The organism is Paraburkholderia sp. BR13444 (genome assembly GCF_040948755.1).
GTDB classification, from domain to species: Bacteria; Pseudomonadota; Gammaproteobacteria; order Burkholderiales; family Burkholderiaceae; genus Paraburkholderia; species Paraburkholderia youngii.
The window spans coordinates 220,148-237,927 of record NZ_JBFPKM010000005.1 but is presented as its reverse complement, the minus strand read 5'-3'; the positions used below and the strand labels follow the sequence as shown (position 1 = coordinate 237,927).

The following is a 17,780-nucleotide window of genomic DNA, read 5'->3' as shown; positions in this document are numbered from 1 at the left end:
GCTTAGTACGCGTTTGGATGATGAAGCCCCTTGAAAATCGTGGCCAGAATGATCTTCATGTCGAGCCAGAATGACCAGTTGCGCAGGTAGTACAGATCGTGTGCAACACGGCCTTCCATTTTTTCGAGGCGATCGGTCTCGCCGCGATATCCGTTGATCTGCGCCCAGCCGGTAATGCCGGGTTTGATCCGATAACGCTGAATATAGCCCGACACGATGTTCTGATAGAGATCGTCATGTTCGAGCGCATGCGGACGCGGCCCTACCACCGACATATCGCCGCGCAGCACGTTGAAGAACTGCGGCAGTTCGTCGAGACTCGTGCGGCGCAGGAACGCACCGACGCTGGTGATGCGTGGATCGCCGCGCGTCGCCTGTTCGAGAATGCCCGGCTTCTGCTCGTGCAAGCGCATCGTGCGGAACTTGTAGATCGTAAATACTCGGCCGTCGGCGCCTTTGCGGCGCTGCTTGAAGAACACCGGCCCGCGCGAACTCAGTTTGACGGCTATCGCGCAGCCCAGCAGGATCGGCGAGATCGCGATCAAAGCGACGAGCGCGAACAGACGGTCGAACAGGTCTTTCTGCACCAACGCGTTGGGCGGCAGCGGCGACGCGGCGAGATTGATCGTCGGCAAGCCGAGCAACTCGGTCATGCTGCCTTCGAACAGCGCAAGCGAGCGCACGTCGGGCATGAAGCGCACATTGATCAGGTCGTTGCGAAACTCCGCCACCAGCTTGAGAATCGCGCGCTCCTCGGTGAGCGGCAGTGCCAGCCACACTTCGCCGATCTGCTGCTCGCGCACGTAGCGAGCGAACGCGGACTGTTCTTCGAACATCTGCACCGACGGGTGCGGCGGCACACAACAGTCGGGGTGCAGGTTATACAACGCATTCGCGCGAAAGCCGGCAGCGGGCGAGGTCTCGATCTTGCGAATGATCTCGTCGCAATGATCGCCGCACGCCGCCACCGCGACCTGCTGCAAGTTCATCCCCGCATGGCGCATGCGGCCGAGCAGCGCATGCGTGACCAGCCGGCCGGACATCATCGCGGCGCCCGAAATGCCGGTCCAGTACACGAACCAGAGCCGCGACACGATGTCGATCCGGTGCAGCGAGAACATCAGCACCATCGCGCACGCCTGCACGACGAGCCAGCCGAGCGCCACCTGGCTCGCCAGCACTCTTTTCGAGCGGCCCCGCCAGGACTGATATACGCCGAGCGCCGGAAAGACCGCGAGAGCAAACGCGGCGGCAAAAGCGACGAACGCGAAATCGAAGCTCCGTTGCGAGCCGCCGTCGAAGCGCACCTGTGAGGCCGCGAAGGCCCCAGCCACGATCATCGCGACGTCGAACGCTCTCGCCAGCAGACCAGTCAGCAATCGCATCACAGCCCCCTCATAGGACGTATCAGGTCGACTTCGTCGCATCAGCCACAACGCCCGTACTTGTCGTCGAAACGCACGATGTCGTCTTCGCCGAGATAAGTGCCGGACTGTACTTCGATGATCTGCAGCGGTACGCGGCCCGGATTTTCGAGCCGATGGCGAACACCTAGCGGGATGTAGGTCGATTCGTTTTCGCCGAGGAGAAACTGCTCTTCTCCACGCGTGACGAGCGCAGTGCCGCACACCACCACCCAATGCTCGGCGCGATGATGATGCATCTGCAACGACAGACGGCCACCCGGCATCACGACGATGCGCTTCACCTGAAAGCGCTCGCCATGATCGATCGAGTCATAGAAACCCCACGGGCGACGGACTTTTCTGTGAGCATCGGCTTCCGGTGACTTCTCGGCCCTGATCCGCGACACGAGTCCCTTGATGTCCTGCACATGCGAGCGATCCGCGACGAGCACCGCGTCGTCGGTTTCGATCACGATCATGTTGTCGGTGCCGACGCAAGCGAGAAGCCTGCCTCCTTGCGAGCGTGCGTAGGTCGCGGTGGCTCCTTCGAACAGCACGCGGCCGCTGGCCGCGTTACCGCACTCGTCCTTCTCCATCGCTTGCCACACGGCATCCCACGAGCCGAGATCGGACCACCCCGCTTCGAGCGGCACCACCACGCCCGAAAACGCCGACTCAGGTTTGCCTAGCTGTTCCATCACCGCATAGTCGATCGAGTCGGACGGCGAACCGAGAAACCCGTCGGCGTCCGGCATGATGCATTCTTCAGTCTTCTTCGCGTCGCGATACGCCTGAATGCAGGCCGTGTGCATGTCCGGCTGAAACTGCTGGATGACCGAAAGCCACACCGACGCCCGCACGACGAAGATGCCGCTATTCCACCAGTAATTGCCCGACGCGACGTACTGGGCCGCGAGTTCCGCCGCGGGCTTCTCCACGAAGCGCTCGATGCGACGCGCGCCGTCGGGCAATGCATCGCCGAGCCGGATATAACCGAAGCCCGTATCGGCCCGTTCGGGCGGCACGCCTAGCGTAACGATCGCGCCGTTGCGCGCATGCGTTGCGGCGATTTGGAGCGAGTGATGCAGCGCTTCCAGATTCGCGATCGCATGGTCGGCTGGCATCGCGACGAGAATCGCATCTCCGTCTTCAGTGCATGCCGTCAGCGCGGCAAGCGTCAGTGCCGGCGCCGTATCGCGACGCGCAGGCTCGACCACGATCCGCGCGTTCACGCCGATCTCGCGCGCCTGTTCGTAAGTGGCGAAATAATGCTCGGTGCCGCAGACGATCACCGGATCGGCCGCGACGTTCCATGCGGCATCGAAGCCCGCCATGCGCCCCATGGTCGCTTGCAGCAAAGTCTGCTTACCGATCACGTCGATCAGTTGCTTGGGAAACTGTTCGCGCGACACCGGCCACAACCGGGTGCCGGAACCACCGGCGAGAATCACCTGCACGAGCGTCGGGAACTCCGACTCGGCGGCATCCTGTCGAATCGTTTCGACATCCACTGCGGCTGCTGCCGCGTTAACCTTACCCATCGCAAACTCCTTCGCATTGAAACCGGCTCGGGAACGCGTTTTCCTCGACGACACCGAACAACGCGGTGTGCCGCGATCCACGCAAATACCGTCTGATTTGATTTATCGACAGGGCGTCCGCGTCAAACGGACCAGACCAGTAGTTCAGTTCACAGTGATAGAGGCACGCGCCGACGGCAAATCCGGCGCGAGCTGGAAGTACGGAAACTGACTGGCCGAATCGCAGTGGTCTGCTCGACAACGACGACCGGAAAACGATTTGAAAACGAAAGAACGAATGTGGCAACGACGTACATCGGATCTGGTCGACGCCGTGCCCCGATGAATTCATCATAGTGAGAGCGCCTTGCGACACAGGGCATCTGGCGCGAAGCGCGGAAGTTTTGGCGGCGCTCGCGGACCGTATTTCGCAAGCTTGCGAACGAGCTTGCACTTCTATTGCAGTGTGCACGATGGAAATAAGCAGCGACACGTGCTACCGTTTAATGAACGTCCCGTGGCATTCCTGTCAAAGACAAACAGCTGTGTGATCCCGCACGGCCACACTGTAAGTCTTTCGCTGTTCCCAATCTCGCCATCATCCAGCGCATGGGCACAACCCCAACCGGCGCGCCATCCGTTTTTCTGGAGTTGCAATGGCCTATCTTTCGCTACTCGCACTTTTTATGACAGTCACGAACTTCGTGCCCATCAGTGCGATAGGCTTCGTCCCGCTGGTATTGCTGGCATGGCGCTTCTACGGTCGCACTTATCCCGCGTTCATCACGCCGCTCACCGCTTTCACGGTGCTCGCGTTCATCTCGACGCTGCTCTATGATCCGCAGTCGTTCCTCGAATTCGACTTCTATCGGCGCGACGGCAATTTCTTCATCTCCTATCTGCCCATTTTTGCCGGTTGCGTGTATGCGCACCGCTGGGATCTGAATAAGGTGCTGCGTTCGTTGTTCATCTTCGCAGTCGTCATCAATCTGCCGATGTACGCGTACTACATCGCCACGAACGGGCTGTTCAGCATCTTTATTCACCCTAACGACACCTTCGGCAGCTATTTCATTGCCCGTAATGCGGCCGGCGGCTTCCTGGCGATGCTGTTCTGTCTGGGTGTGGCGTGCTACCTGCAAAAGCGCAGCAAGCTGATAATCGCGCTGCTCTTCTGCACGGTGCTGATGCTGTTTTCGACCTACAGCCGCGGCTCGCTGCTCGGCGCGGTGGCCGTTCTGCCCTACCTGTACTTTGGCCGCAAGCGCTGGATTCTCGGTACGCTGATCGCCGTGCTGCTGATCGCCTCGGCCGCCATCGCGATCTACCATACCCAGCCGAACGTCGACTACATGGGCTATACGTTCGCGATTCACGCCAACGACGCCAAGGTCAACAACCTCAACATCCGCTACGAGTGGCTATGGCCACGAGCGCTCGCGTATTTCGTGCAAAGCCCGCTCGTCGGTCTCGGCTTCGGCTCGTTCGACGACCATATCGGCAGCCTCACCTCGTACTTTCATCTGTTCGCGGTACCGTCCGACATCGTGATCGAGCACAGCGACTCACACGCTCACAACTCGTACCTGAATATCCTCGCCGAGCTCGGCGTCGTGGGCTTGACGCTGATCCTCGCGTTCTTCTGGAAACTGGTGGAATGGAGCAAGCAGGGGGCGGCGTATGCCGCGTTGGTCGAGGGGGGCCGCCACTTCGCGGCGTTCCGCTTCGTCGAGATTTCGTCGGTATGCCTGCTGGTGATGTCGGCAACCGAACATCGGCTGGTCACGCCGTCGAATGTATTGATTCTTTCTCTTGTAATCTCGCTGCTGCTAGCCGCGCGTCCGCTGGCGGTCACTGCATTCAGGCCCGGCCCGCGCGGTGCGCGCAAGGCGGGCGTCGTGGGTGCGCGAGCTACACAGCCCGTGCCGCGGCGCCCGACTCACGGCGCAACGTCGGCAAGATGACGCTCTTCGGCCGGCAGCGACTGACTCGGCGCATAGGGAAGGAACTGCTCGACGCACGCATAGGGGAGCCGGGCATCGACGAAGCCCATCAGCGCCTTCTTGAAGTTCTCAGACGAAAAACGCTCGGCATTCTTGCGGCACACACGTGCATCGAATAAGGCGGCGTTGCTCTCGAAACGGGTAACTGCTTCGAGCAAGGACGCGGTGCTTTGCTCGCCGAAGAAGACCCCGGTGGGCCGCTCGAGCGGCAATCCCACTACCGATTCAAGCGCGCCGCCGCGGCCGAAGGCAATCACCGGTGTACCGCATGCCTGCGCTTCGACCACGGAAATGCCGAAATCCTCTTCCGCCGCAAACACGAATGCACGCGCGCGCCGCAAATGATCGACCAGCACGTCGGACGGCTGATGCCCGAGGATCTTGACGTTGTCGCCGGCCACCGCTTTGATTTTCTTCATATCGGGACCGTCGCCGATCACGACCAGCTTGCGCTCGGGCGTTTGCGAAAAAGCCTGAACGATCAGATCAATACGCTTATAAGGCACCATCCGCGACGCCGTCACGTAGAAATCCTCTTTCTCCGTACCAATGGACATATTCGCCAGATCGACAGGCGGATAGATCACGGTCGCTTCACGCTGATAGGCCTTTCTGATTCGCCGTGCAATGAACTGGGAATTAGCAAGCAGATGATCGACGCCGTTCGCAGAACGCGAATCCCAGCCGCGAATGTAATGAAGCAGCACTCGCGCCAACGCGGAGCGCAGTCCTCTGTCGAGATGGGATTCGCGCAGGTATTGATGTTGCAGATCCCACGCATAGCGGATCGGCGAATGAATGTAGCTGATGTGCACCTGGTTCGGCCCGGTCAGCACGCCTTTGGCGACCGCGTGGGAGCTCGAAATGACGAGATCGTAGCCGGACAGATCCACCTGCTCGATAGCAATCGGCATCAACGGCAAATAGGCGCGGTATCGTCTTCGCGCAAATGGCATCTTCTGGATGAAGGACGTATTGACGGACTTCCCCTTCACGCAATCGCGGTCTTCGAGAAAATCGACAATCGAAAAGACGTCCGCATCCGGGAAGCACTCGATGATGTTCTTCAACACTTTCTCGGCGCCGCCGGACACTACCAGCCAATCGTGAACAATAGCGACTTTCACTTCGACCTCCTGTGACAATCCACCCAAACTCCCGCACACCCACGCGCCACTTCAATCGTCTTTTGCGCCGCCCGCCTGCGTACGAAGCCCACACACCACCCGCACCCGCGCGAGCGCCCGCTCGGCGCCGGGCAACAGCCCGACCAGCTCGAGGCGAATCAGCACGCTGAGCAGCGTGACCGAGAGCGCTGCTTCGCCGATCACCCGAGCAGAGGCCATGCCAATCGCGCCGAAACGCGGCGCGAGAACGAGCGCCGCCGCGAGATTGACCAGCGCTGAGGCGACGCCTGCAATCGCGAGTACCCGGTCTTTCCTGCGCGGTACGAATACATAGAACGCGACGAACTCATTGAAGGCCGCGAACGGGAACATCCATGCAAATACCTGCAATACGTGCACACTCGGCTCGAACGCGGCGCCGAGAATCAGCGGCAACACGAAAGGCGAAAGCGTCAATGCGCCGCAGAGCACGAGCACGCCATAGCCGAGCAGCAACAAGGCGCCGCGCCGCGTCGTTACATGCGCGCCCGCCTTGTCGCCTTGCGCGAGTTGCCGGGTTATCGTCGGAATAAAGACTTGCGCGGCGGGGGCCATCAGGCTCAGACCGATCGTCGCGAAACGCTCGGCCGCGCCGAAATAGCCGACCTCCGCGGGCGTCGAGAACAAGGTCAGCAAATACGTCGACGATGCCGTCAGCACGACGGAGCCGGACGAAAAGCAGAACAGCATCGTCGACCTGCGCACGAGCGGCAGGACGCCGGAAAACGCCAGACGCGGCCAACCGAGTTGCCACGTCGTCAAACCATACGCAATGAGCAGCGACGCGACGCCCGCAATCAGCAGGCTCGCCAACACCCATACGGCGTCGTTCGGACCTTTGACGAGCGCCAGTACCAGCACGAGACTCAGCGCGAAGCCGAACACTTCGATCATGATCGGCGTGCGAATCTGCTGCCGCCCCTGAAACAGCCAGCCGAGATTGCACGCCGACACGATCCCTAGCAGGGTTGCGAGCATGCCGATCAGAGGCTGCTCCGCCAACAACGGTGAGCAGAACGTCGCAACGATTCCTATGCCCGCGCCAATCACGGCGAGTGCGAGCCGCGCGCTGACATGCAGCGAATAGATCGCATTGCATTCCTGGGTCGACTGCGCTTTCGCCACCTCGCGCATGCCGACGAAGGTGAAGCCGAAGCTGACGAACATCCATATCACGTTCATCAGCGACATCGACGCGAGTACCCGCCCGTATTCGGCCACGCCAAGCACCCTGCCATAGAACGGCACCACGATCATGAGGTACACGTACCTCATGAAATAGCCGGCGTACACAAATACGATCAGGTTGGTGCTCGTTCGTCTATCCATGCCGTCCTCCTTCGCCTAGCGTCCGGCGATGCGACGGCGCGCAAGCGGGTTCGCGATATAACGCACCGCGAAATCCGACAGCGGCGAGTACGGCACGAGACACAGGCTCGACAGTACGAGGGTGCCGAGCTTCTTCTTCAGGCTCCAGAACGGATTTGCAATGATCGTGTGCAGGTAGTTGCGCGAATCGCGGAGCATCCAGTGCCAACGCCTGAAAAACGTCGCGCGATAAACGGAAGAGCAGAATGTCGCTTTCTCGTGTGAAAAGTCGAGAAATGTGGCCGGTAATTCAATGTCGAGGCGGTCTTTTGCAATATTGCGCAGAATGGCCCAGCGCATGTTGAACGCGCGCGGCGCTTTCGTCAGTTGTTCCGAGTTTGCGAACGACACCGTATCACTGCCCGCGTTATGCACACGGTAGCCGCCTAGCGACTTCGACAAGGTCGCAATCGGTCCAGCCAGCGCGACGCCATAGATCGCGTAAAAGTCCGCGCCATAGCGATTCACGCCCTCTTCGGGGACCGGGAAGATCTGCTTGAGCGCACTCACCCGGTAAGCGTTGCCAGACGCGGGCGGCGACGGATAGAGCCAACCGCCGCGCAGCAGACCGCTGCAGTCGGGGGGCGGCTCGCTATTCGGCACGTAGGCACCCGTCAATTCTCCATTGCTGTCCATCACGTCGAGGCGGAATTGCACCTTGGCCCACTCGCCGTCCTCGAAAAAGCGCATGACCTCGGTGACTGCGGATGGGTACAGCACGTCATCCGAATCGAGAAAGATCACAAACTCGGTGGTGAGCGACGCGATTGCGCAGTTGTAGGCGGACACCTGTCCGCCATTTTTCTTGCACATCGACACGACGCGGTCGCCGTAGCCTTCGATGATCGCGCGTGACCCGTCGGTCGATCCATCATCGACGATCATGACCGTGGTCGCCGGATAGTCCTGCGCGAGCGCCGAGTCGATCGCCGCCGCCAGATAGTGCTCGTAGTTGTAATTGCAAATCGCAATGGTGACCTGTCTCATGATGTGTCAACACTATCCATCAGGTTCGGTCCGCCGGCTCCCGGCGGCCGTAAAGTTCGCGAAATCTCGCTATGCCACTGCCTGCGCCGCACTCCGAACCACCAGATAAGCCAGATGTTTGGGCGGATTGTTGCCAGCACCATTCACCTTGTCGGGTACCTTGAATCGCACGTTCATCAAATCGTTGTCCCAACTCAATGCAACATTGTCCGGTGCGCTCGCCTCGCCACTCACCGCGTCGATGAAATCGGCCTTTATCGCATGCGAGCGCAGCGCCTGCAGCCCGCCGATGGAAATGTTCTGCCAGCCCGGGCTGCTGCTCACCTGCATCACCAGGTCGTTGCCGGAAACCAAAGCATTTGCAGCAACACCCGGACCGCATTGCAGCGGTTTCGAAAAACTCGCCAGATGCCCACCCACGGTTTGTCGCAACACGACCAAGCTTCGACCGGAAACGTTGTAGGTTCGTTCAGGCGGACCGGGGTGCGTGAGACGATACGGTTCATAGCCCTCCCAGTGATAGATCATCGAGACGTACTTGTTCGGATCGTCCCAATTCCTGCCGAGCGCCCACACCGCGAAGTCGAAGAAATAGCGCGGCAAATAGTGCGGGTCTTTGATGTACTCGTTGCCGATCTCGGTTTGCCAGATGCCGCGCGCGGGACCGTTCTTCACGTACCTCTGGTACAGCGGTTCCATGTCGGCAACCGGCAAATAGTGCGTGTCGATATAGTCGACCCAATCGAGCATGCGCTCTTTCAATTCCGGACTGCGATATTCGAGCCAGCGGTAGAAGTTATCGAGGCCGCCCTGGTCGGGCCAGCCGCCATACACCACGTACGCGTGATAACTGCGAATGATGCGGGCGGCCGGAATATGAACCCGCTCGACGTAATCCTGCATCGCGCGTTCATACGGTTTCGAGCGTTTTTCGTCCTTGCTGAACCCCGGGCCGCGCCAGAACACCGACTGCTGCAAGCCGCCGGACAATTTTCCAGCCGCCTCGTTCCAGATCTGGAAATAGCGCAGGTTATAAGGCGGCGCGGAATACTTGCGGACCACCGCGTCGACGTACTGCTTCCATGCATCCACGTCGACGGGTGCCGAATTGTTTTCGCCCGGCACGCTCGCATTCCATCTCGGCGTAAAGCCGAGCATCAGCAGCGAACCGATTCCATTGCGTTCATTTCGCAACAGTCTGGACGGCAGGTCGACATCGTACGCCGAGCTGGTTTTGTCGATGCGCATCGGCTCGCCGCGCCGATCAGGTTGGCCCGGGCCGACCGTGTCACGCCCCCAGGTGATGCCCATCGCTCGCCACATCTCGATGTCGGCAACCGATCCGGCCCAGCCGTTCACGCCGATCAGATCGCTCATCATGCGGCCGCGCGCGCGCGCGTGCGCAGGGTCCTGTACCAACGCGAGAGCGGGCCTGATATCCGACAATGGCGCGGCCGCGCCCGCCGCCAACGCGGCGAGTGTGCGCAATGCACGTCTTCTGCCAGCACGGGTCTTCATGCGATCCATGTTCGTGGCCATCCATCGCTAGCTCGCTGACGCGCGCGGTGCCAGTTCAGGCAGCCGCTCGCCGGTCTTTACATCGAGGATTTCGAGCACCTGTTGCGCCGCGCGCTCCCAGCGAAACTCGCGCGCATGCAGCAGCCCAGCGCTGCGGTATTGCTGGCGAAGATCGGCATCGCTCATCATCTGCTCGATCTTTGCGGCGATGTCGTCCGCGGAGGCCGCGTCGCAGTACATCGCGGCATTCCCGCACGCTTCCGGTATCGACGTACGCGCCGACGCGATCACCGGACAGCCGCAATACATCGCTTCCAGAGGCGGCAGGCCGAAGCCTTCGTACAACGACGGAAACACGAGGCATCCAGCGTTCTCGTAGAGTCCCTTCAGTTCCTCGTCGGACACGAATCCGGCCCACACCACCTGCCGCGACTGCAGCGGATGCTCGACGCCGGCACTGCTGAAGATGCGCGGATACTGTTTTCCCACGATGACGAATTTCACGTCGCGCAGATGCCCGAGCCGCGCGATTGCGTCCAGCACGCCGCGCAGATTCTTGCGCGGGTCGAGACTGCCGACGATCACGCAATACGCGTCCTTGTTCAATTCGAGCCGTTGCAGCACCGACGTGTCAGCCACGATCCGGTCGAGATGATCCGCGCCGGGCGCCACCACTTTCACACGCGATTCGTCGATCTTCAGGTGATGGCAGATCCGCCTTTTCGAATACGTCGACACCGTCAGAACGATCGGATGCGTGCGCGGCAGTAGCGTGAAGACGATCCGATACCAGAGCCGGAATTTCCTCGAAAAGCCTTCCGGCACGTCGAAGACGGCCATGTCGTGAACCATCACGACCTGACTGTGCTTGAACAGCGGATTCGTATTGCACAGACTGAGCAGCGGGATCCCGCGAGCAGCGATCGGCAGCGTGATCTGCTCCCACAACGTGCCACGCAGCCACGGAAAGCGCCGCTGCGGTCTGAGCAGCGCCCCGGGCTCGACCGCGTTTTGTGGCACGAACAATTCCGGTTCGTCGCCGGGCGCGGCGCGCATCTGCATGGCCCGCGTCAGCTCATACGCCACGCGTTGAACCCCCGTGATGGACTGCGAAGTAAACTTTCCGTTGATTGCAAAGGCCATCTGGTTCTCCGTTTTACGCCATCGCGAACGCGCGTTACCGCGTTGAGGTCCCCACACGCTCAGGCGCCTCGCGGCGCTTGCTGCCCGGCGTCGTTTTCGCCGAAATCGCTGGCATAGTTCGTTTCGTAGCCGTAATTCTTCGTGCTTCGACGCAGCGGTATGCCGTTGAACACAGCGCCCGCGATGCGCCCTTCCGCGCGTTCCACCTTTCTGATCGTGTCGGCGATCTCCTCCTCGCTCTGCATACCAGAGCGCAGCACGAGCAGGGATGCGCCCGCCTCGTTCGCGACGATCGAGGCGTCGGTGACCGCGAGGAAAGGCGGCGTATCGATGATCACCAGATCGAACTGGCTCGACAGCCGCTCAAGAACATCCTTCAGGCGCGGCTTCATCAGCAGCGCGGCGGGATTCTCCGGGCGCGCGCCGCACGACAGGAACGTCAATCCTTCGATGCGGGTGGAGCGCAACGCATTGCGCAACGGCAAGCGTTCGGCCAGCACTTCGGATAGGCCTCCACGATTGCTCTCGTTGAATAGCGAGGCGAGATGGCCACGCCGCATATCGGCATCGATCAGCACCACACGCTGACCGACTTCCGCGTGCAGGATCGCCAGATTCGCGGCGACGAAGCTCTTGCCGGCGGACGGCGTGGGGCCGATGACCATGACGATGTTGTTGCGTGCATGCGCGAGATCGCGCGTGACGGCGGTCCGTACGCTGCGCAGCGCTTCGACCGACGCGTCGTGTGGAAAGCGCGCGGCGAGAATCCTGTTCGGAATGCCCGTATCGAGCTGAATCTCGTGCAGACTCTTCTGCAGCGGCGGATGGGCACGCCCGGTCGCTGGCGGCAGAGATTTTCGGCCTGCGGTCGCATCGCGATCGAGCAGCACTTGCTGATGGCTGAACAGAATCTCGCCAAACACCGGCACGCTCATCTGGCGCTCGACGTAGCGCGGATCAGTCACGCCGATCATCACGTGGCGGCGCATGAAGACCAACACGACGCCGGACAGGATACCGAGCACCAATCCGCCGCCGAGCACGAGAACCGGCTGCGGCATGACCGGCATATGCGGTCTCATCGCCGGATCGAGAATATGCGCACCGCCCGTCGTGCTGGCGCGGCGCACCTGCAATTGCTCAGCCTTCTGGACCATGCCGAGATACACCGTTTCAGCCACCTTCTGCGCGCGGATCAGATCGACGCTCTCGCGCTCCGACGCCGGCATGCCGTTGAAATGGTCAGAGAATTTCGCTTTCGCTTCTTTCAATTGCGCCAGTTGCTCGTCGATGTTCTGCACCCAGCGGCTCTGCGGCGTATAGCGCTCGAGCATTTGCGTGCGCTGCAATTGCAACGTCGCGATCTGCTTGTCGAGATCGAGGCCGCCCTGCAAATAGGCTTGCGCCTCGTTGGTCGGCTGCATCGATTGCGAGTTCGAGCGGAAGCTCTTCAGCGCTTCCTCGGCTTTTCGCAGATCGGCGAGTAGACGCGGGAGTTCGCCGTTAATGAACGCGAGCGTCTGCGTGTCGTTCGATTGTCGGCTCGCCACCGCGGAGGCGAGGTATTGCTGTCCCAATGCATTGGCGACGGCAGCGGCTTTGTCCGGACTCTTGTCGCGGTACTGAATTTGCAGCAACCCCGAGTCTTTCACCTTGTCGCCGATCTTGATCAGACTCTCGAAGCGCTTGATCGCATCGAGATCATTCCAGCGGATCACTTCGAATTTCGTGCCGGGCCGCGCAGCGAGTTCCTTCACGAGCATCGACACGCCGTTCTGCTTGACCGGCATGCCGACCGTGCCACTCGCCAGCAACTCGCCGGACGGGCCATGCAATTCGAAGCCGCCATTGTCGAGCGCGGTCAAGGTCAGCTTCTCTTCCTCGAGTTCGCGCGGCACGTCGAGCGCCGCGATCTGCACGCGCTCACCGCCCCATGCATACGATTTCAGGCCGAGCCACGGCGCCGAAGGCTGTCCCGGTGTAGCAAATTTTTCGGCGATGTCGCCGAGCACCGGAAGCTTGTGCGGCTTTACCGAAATGTCGAAACGGAACTGGTCGATCACCGGCTGCAAAACCGACCGGCTTTCCATCACCGCCATTTCCGTTACCGACGACGGCGTCGGGGGCGGCAACAGATCCTGGTTCTGCAACGCAAGTCCGAGCGCATTCGGCTCGGGCGGGTCCACACGAACGATTACGTCGGCGGAATAGATGGGGGTAGTAATCAGAAGATACGCGACCGCGAGCGTGAGGACGACGACCGTCGTCACCACGATCTCCCAGATGTGGTCACGCATTAGCGTAAGCATCCCGCTGGCACTGAGTTGTCTGCGCTCGGTATCAACAGCGGGATAGAGCGAGTTTTGCGGATAGTAATCCACCGGTCTGATCCTTGCAGGTTGATGAAACAAAGCGATCGGCGATCGCTTTGCGTCGCCACGTCGCTATTTATGCCGCCGGCCGGATAGACCCTGGATTGGCTGGCAGCACGGCGAAGCGACGTGCTGTGTCGGGTTAGGTCGGGGAGCCGTGTTCGGGACCTCTCGAACCACGGAAGGCTACACACCTATTGCTTATCCACCGCGGCATTGCCGATTGTTCTTCTCACGAATCAGCGAATGCGGTACCCGCCATTCACGTAATTCGCGATTGACAATTTCTCTCTCGATGTTGCGGTGAAGCATAGTCCGCAAAGGATCGGGGCATTCGCCGGCGGCCCAAAGTAAGGTGCTATTGGCCGATAATGCGGAGCCTTTTACAAATGAAACAGATGCTGGAAAGCCTTGTTGCGATCTGCAATTGCTGTAACAGAGTTATACGATAGCCGCCGTACATCGCGACAGAACGCCAAATGGGCGGTTCGTGTGCAAAAAATGCCGTTGATATCCCGCAAATCGTGCCGAATCCACGCTGCTCGGCGCATTCCGCCGATGCCCTGGCTTCTCGCCTGCAAAAATCGCGCTAATCGTGCTGGAAAAAAATTCCGCCCAACGTTAATTAGTAGCACGCAATTTAGCGAATAGTGAGGTAAGAATTTCTCGAATCTTGACGATTACGCCAAAACACCCGCGCATGCCGGCCAAGCTCGTCCGACAGAATTCGATGCGCTAATCTCAATGCGTAGATTTTCCTGTCTGGAGAAGCTGGCGTGATGAAGCACATTGGTCTATTCGTCTTTCAGGATTGTTCGATGGCAAGTACCGGCGCGATCGGCGACGCGTTCCGGCTTGCCAATGAGTTCAAGAGAACGGCTGGCGAAGAGGCGCCATACCGGTTTACCGTGGTATCCGATGGCGGCGGTCTGGTGACCAGTTCTTCCGGTATATCGATCTGGACGCAAGGCCTCGAACGCTATTGCCTCGCGGATTTCCACGCGTTCTTCGTGGCCTGCCGCGACGTCACCGAAGTGGCGGAATCCAACGATCGGTTTCTGTCGTGGATCTCACTGCAAGGATCGATCGCATCTTTCGGCATGCAACAGGGTGCGAATCTCGCGGTCGTCTGCAACGATCCGCTGCAATCGATCGTGCCGATTTTTCTGTTCGACGACAGCGGCGATGCCGCGCGCACGCAAAGCAATGTGACGCCGACCGATCTCGCGCTCGCGCAGATCGAACGCGACATCAATACCGACACGGCCCGCAAAATCGGCCGCATCCTGCAAACCGGCTACGCCGAGAGGAGCCGTTCGGAGCTCGACGACGTCAATATCACGACGACGACCGAGAAGATTCGCGAATCGGCGCGCTGGATCAAGGAGAACTACAGCAAGGCTATTTCGGTTGCCCAGGCGGCCGAGTCGGTGGCGATGAGCAAGCGCAATTTTCAGCGCCGTTTCAAATGCGAGTTCGGCATGACGCCACTCGAATATCTGCTGCGCACACGCTTCGAGATCGTTCGCTCGATGCTGAAGAACACCGATTTGCCGGTCGATAAGATCGCGCGTCGCTGCGGAATGGGCGACGGTAATCGGCTCGGGCGGCTATTCAAGGAGCGCTATGGCATGTCGCCGACGCAATTCCGCGCGCAACAGCATGTGGACGCGGAAGAACGCTGGCTGACACCGGAGGAAAGCTGGAGTGCCGCGACCGAGATGTTGCGGCAAGCGCCGCTGACGCTTTAATTTCAATTCCCTATTACTCCGAGCACGAATCGCCGGCTCGACCGCAAAAGGGATAAGAACATGACGATCATCAAAACCGCCGAACTGGCCGCGGAGGACGCCGCCGTCGCGCCGGAAAACATGGCCTCCCTACAATCCGTTGACAGTGCCGTGGCTGCGCCCTGTGAGATGCCGGGCCTGCACGCAAGCGCGCATTTCGCGCAAGGGCAAGCGCCATCTACCGTGAGAAAGATCAAGGAAGCGGCGAAGACCTTATTGCCGGATGCCCTTTTCCTAAGCCTGTTACATCACAAATGCACTGGCCGCTATCCGAATCTGATTCGTCCAGTGACGTTCAATGAGAAGATCCTGCAGCGCAATCTTCACCCTGATCCTCGCTATATCGAGCTGACCGACAAGCTGCTGGTGCGGGACTATATTGCCCGGAAGATCGGTGACAAGCATTTGATACCGCTGATTGCAGCGCCCGATGTATTCACGCCCGAAGTGTTCGACGCGCTGCCGGATGCTTTCGTAATGAAAGCCAATCACGGCAGCAGCTTCGTCGAAGTGGTGAGAAACAAATCGGAGACCTCGTTCGACAAGCTGAAGAAGCTTGCCGACCAGTGGCTGCGCACCGAATTCTATTACGTTGGGCGCGAGCGCCACTATCGGTCGATCGAGCCTCGCGTCTTCTTCGAGAAGCTGCTGCTCGATCAGCGCGGCCAGATTCCGGCGGATCTCAAGATGCACTGCTTCGGCGGCCGGCCTGGGGGGCCGATCATCTATATCCTCGTGATCTCCGACCGGTTCGGCACCGCGACGCACGGCGACGTGTACGACGTCGACTGGAATCACCTCGATATCGCAATCGGCGACTACAAGCGCAGTGCGGCACCAGGTCCGCGCCCGCCCAATCTGGATGCCGTGCTCGATATCGCGGTCCGTCTGTGCGAAGACTTCGACTATGTGCGAGTGGACCTGTATGCGCCGGACGACCGCGTTTATTTCGGCGAACTGACATTTACGCCCGGTGCAGGCGTGCTGCCCTTCACTCCGGACAGTATCGATTACGAGTGGGGCAAGCTGATGGCTTGAATCCGCTTTCATTCGCGGCGTTTGGATTCCGCCATCGAGCCAGGGCGAGCGCCGCTCCCCCATCAAGCCGGCGACATGCCGTTTTGCAGCTTTGCGCCATCGGCCTCGCGCGAGACCAGAAACGCCAGCAACGCCTGCGCCGCTTCGCGGTGGCGCGCCGCCGTGCAGATCGCGGCGGTGAAAGTCGTGGTGGACTGGATGGCGGCAGGAAGCTCGCCGAGCACATCGATACCCGGTACGTGAATCAATTCGCTCATCTGCTGAAAGCCGAGCGCGACGTCTCCGCGCGCGACGAGCGTGCCGACCGGCACACCCGGCGGCGCCTTCACGATACGCGAAGCGATCTGCCCGGCAATGCCCCAACGTTCGAACAGCTTCAGCAGATGCGTGCCGCTCGGCCCCGTCGAGTAACCGATGCTGCGCGCACCGAGAATCGCGTCGCGCAGCGCCGCTTCGGTCGCGATGTCCGGGTGTGTCGCTCCAGCCGCGACCGCGACCGCGATGCCTGAGCGCGCGAGCCCGACGCGGCTCGCCGCTTCGACGCAACCCGCCACCACGAGCCGCTCGATCGCGTCCGCTGCGAGCACGACGATATCGAAGACTTCGTCATCCTCGACCCGGCGCGCCGCATCGACGCCGCCGACCGATTCGATCGTGACGCCCTGCCCGGTGCGCCGCTCGTACGACGCGGCGAGTTCGGCGAGCACCTGGCGCGTGGCCATCGACGAAATGCCGGTGATCGGCGCGCGCGCGGCTTGACCGTTGATCTCTGCGACCACGCCTGTCAGTCCTTGTAACGCAGTCCAGCCTGCTCGAGCGGCCCGCGCATGTTGTACATATCGAGACCCAGCACGCCGGAGGCGAGTTTCGCGCGCTTCTCGGCTTCGTTCGACTCGCGCGCCGCAGCCTTGTCGAGCACCGCTTGCGCGGCGGCCGCCGGCACCACGACCACGCCGTCGTCATCGGCAACGACGACGTCGCCCGGCGTGACCAGTGCGCCCGCGCACACGACCGGAATGTTCACCGAGCCGAGCGTCGCCTTGACCGTGCCCTTCGCGGAAATCGCCTTGCTCCAGACCGGGAAGTTCATTTCGGTCAGCACGCCGACGTCGCGCACACCGGCGTCGATGATCAGCGCATGCGCGCCGCGCGCCTGGAAGCTGGTTGCGAGCAGATCGCCGAAGTAGCCGTCGGTGCTCTCCGCGGTGACACCCGCGACGACGACGTCGCCCGGCCGGATCTGTTCGGCCGCGACGTGCAGCATCCAGTTGTCGCCCGGTTGCAGCAGCACCGTGACGGCTGTGCCGCTCGCGCGCGCGCCGGTATAGATCGGACGCATATACGGCTGGAGCAAGCCCGTGCGGCCCATGGCTTCATGCACGGTGGCCGAACCGAGCGCGCCGAGTTTCGCGGCCACGTCCGCATCCGCGCGCTGGATGTTGCGATACACGACTCCGATTTCATACATG

At 60.9% G+C, this 17,780-nt stretch carries 13 protein-coding genes; 3 read left to right on the top strand and 10 right to left on the bottom strand.

From position 1 onward, the window contains the following. Positions 1-2: 2 nt before the first annotated feature. Both AB3X95_RS16900 and AB3X95_RS16895 read right to left on the bottom strand, forming a co-directional pair. Complete coding sequence (locus AB3X95_RS16900) at positions 3-1,385, bottom strand: undecaprenyl-phosphate glucose phosphotransferase (RefSeq protein ID WP_176120650.1); 1,383 nt, start codon at positions 1,383-1,385, stop codon at positions 3-5. 41 nt (positions 1,386-1,426) lie between these two features. Continuing rightward, positions 1,427-2,947 carry a mannose-1-phosphate guanylyltransferase/mannose-6-phosphate isomerase gene (locus AB3X95_RS16895; protein WP_368621966.1) on the bottom strand — a complete coding sequence of 507 codons (1,521 nt, stop codon included), beginning with the start codon at positions 2,945-2,947 and terminating at the stop codon, positions 1,427-1,429. Positions 2,948-3,582: 635 nt separating this feature from the next. Between AB3X95_RS16895 and AB3X95_RS16890 the strand changes: the two genes are divergently transcribed. After that, positions 3,583-4,890, top strand: coding sequence for an O-antigen ligase family protein (locus AB3X95_RS16890; protein WP_368621965.1), 1,308 nt, complete (start codon positions 3,583-3,585; stop codon positions 4,888-4,890). On the opposite strand, the gene AB3X95_RS16885 is transcribed toward AB3X95_RS16890, so the two are convergent. The 6 genes from AB3X95_RS16885 to AB3X95_RS16860 all read right to left on the bottom strand — a co-directional run bounded on the left by AB3X95_RS16885 (position 4,866) and on the right by AB3X95_RS16860 (position 13,420). Then, on the bottom strand, positions 4,866-6,056 hold the full coding sequence (locus tag AB3X95_RS16885) for a glycosyltransferase family 4 protein (RefSeq protein ID WP_176120647.1): 1,191 nt from the start codon (positions 6,054-6,056) through the stop codon (positions 4,866-4,868). The genes AB3X95_RS16890 and AB3X95_RS16885 overlap by 25 nt on opposite strands. 51 nt (positions 6,057-6,107) lie before the next feature. Next, positions 6,108-7,424, bottom strand: a complete 1,317-nt coding sequence (locus AB3X95_RS16880; RefSeq protein ID WP_368621964.1) for a lipopolysaccharide biosynthesis protein — start codon at positions 7,422-7,424, stop codon at positions 6,108-6,110. A 15-nt stretch (positions 7,425-7,439) separates the two neighbouring features. Beyond that, positions 7,440-8,450 (bottom strand): glycosyltransferase family 2 protein, encoded by a 1,011-nt coding sequence (locus tag AB3X95_RS16875; protein ID WP_368621963.1) that lies wholly within the window; start codon positions 8,448-8,450, stop codon positions 7,440-7,442. 69 nt (positions 8,451-8,519) lie between these two features. Then, entirely contained in the window at positions 8,520-9,989 is a 1,470-nt protein-coding gene (locus AB3X95_RS16870) for a hypothetical protein (RefSeq protein ID WP_368621962.1), read from the bottom strand. A gap of 6 nt (positions 9,990-9,995) precedes the next feature. After that, positions 9,996-11,111 carry a glycosyltransferase family 4 protein gene (locus AB3X95_RS16865; RefSeq protein WP_368621961.1) on the bottom strand — a complete coding sequence of 372 codons (1,116 nt, stop codon included), beginning with the start codon at positions 11,109-11,111 and terminating at the stop codon, positions 9,996-9,998. Positions 11,112-11,170: 59 nt separating this feature from the next. After that, positions 11,171-13,420, bottom strand: coding sequence for a polysaccharide biosynthesis tyrosine autokinase (locus AB3X95_RS16860; RefSeq protein ID WP_368622111.1), 2,250 nt, complete (start codon positions 13,418-13,420; stop codon positions 11,171-11,173). 881 nt (positions 13,421-14,301) lie between these two features. On the opposite strand from AB3X95_RS16860, the gene AB3X95_RS16855 reads away from it, so the two are divergent. Both AB3X95_RS16855 and AB3X95_RS16850 read left to right on the top strand, forming a co-directional pair. After that, positions 14,302-15,234 carry a GlxA family transcriptional regulator gene (locus tag AB3X95_RS16855; RefSeq protein ID WP_368621960.1) on the top strand — a complete coding sequence of 311 codons (933 nt, stop codon included), beginning with the start codon at positions 14,302-14,304 and terminating at the stop codon, positions 15,232-15,234. Between the two features lie 60 nt (positions 15,235-15,294). Further along, positions 15,295-16,311, top strand: a complete 1,017-nt coding sequence (locus AB3X95_RS16850) for an ATP-grasp fold amidoligase family protein (RefSeq protein WP_368621959.1) — start codon at positions 15,295-15,297, stop codon at positions 16,309-16,311. Between the two features lie 62 nt (positions 16,312-16,373). On the opposite strand, the gene AB3X95_RS16845 is transcribed toward AB3X95_RS16850, so the two are convergent. After that, positions 16,374-17,090, bottom strand: a complete 717-nt coding sequence (locus AB3X95_RS16845; RefSeq protein WP_368621958.1) for a substrate-binding domain-containing protein — start codon at positions 17,088-17,090, stop codon at positions 16,374-16,376. Between the two features lie 5 nt (positions 17,091-17,095). Beyond that, the gene (ligK, locus tag AB3X95_RS16840; RefSeq protein WP_368621957.1) at positions 17,096-17,779 is read right to left on the bottom strand and encodes a 4-carboxy-4-hydroxy-2-oxoadipate aldolase/oxaloacetate decarboxylase; all 684 of its coding nucleotides are present in this window, start codon (positions 17,777-17,779) and stop codon (positions 17,096-17,098) included. Between the last annotated feature and the right edge of the window lies 1 nt (position 17,780).

Bases quoted from the DNA above. Each gene is read 5' to 3' on its own strand.
- AB3X95_RS16860 (WP_368622111.1), bottom strand. From the start codon at position 13,420: ATGCTTACGCTAATGCGTGACCACATCTGGGAGATCGTGGTGACGACG.
- AB3X95_RS16900 (WP_176120650.1), bottom strand. From the start codon at position 1,385: ATGCGATTGCTGACTGGTCTGCTGGCGAGAGCGTTCGACGTCGCGATG.
- AB3X95_RS16895 (WP_368621966.1), bottom strand. From the start codon at position 2,947: ATGGGTAAGGTTAACGCGGCAGCAGCCGCAGTGGATGTCGAAACGATT.
- AB3X95_RS16880 (WP_368621964.1), bottom strand. From the start codon at position 7,424: ATGGATAGACGAACGAGCACCAACCTGATCGTATTTGTGTACGCCGGC.
- AB3X95_RS16890 (WP_368621965.1), top strand. From the start codon at position 3,583: ATGGCCTATCTTTCGCTACTCGCACTTTTTATGACAGTCACGAACTTC.
- AB3X95_RS16855 (WP_368621960.1), top strand. From the start codon at position 14,302: ATGGCAAGTACCGGCGCGATCGGCGACGCGTTCCGGCTTGCCAATGAG.
- ligK (WP_368621957.1), bottom strand. From the start codon at position 17,779: ATGTATGAAATCGGAGTCGTGTATCGCAACATCCAGCGCGCGGATGCG.
- AB3X95_RS16850 (WP_368621959.1), top strand. From the start codon at position 15,295: ATGACGATCATCAAAACCGCCGAACTGGCCGCGGAGGACGCCGCCGTC.
- AB3X95_RS16865 (WP_368621961.1), bottom strand. From the start codon at position 11,111: ATGGCCTTTGCAATCAACGGAAAGTTTACTTCGCAGTCCATCACGGGG.
- AB3X95_RS16870 (WP_368621962.1), bottom strand. From the start codon at position 9,989: ATGGCCACGAACATGGATCGCATGAAGACCCGTGCTGGCAGAAGACGT.
- AB3X95_RS16875 (WP_368621963.1), bottom strand. From the start codon at position 8,450: ATGAGACAGGTCACCATTGCGATTTGCAATTACAACTACGAGCACTAT.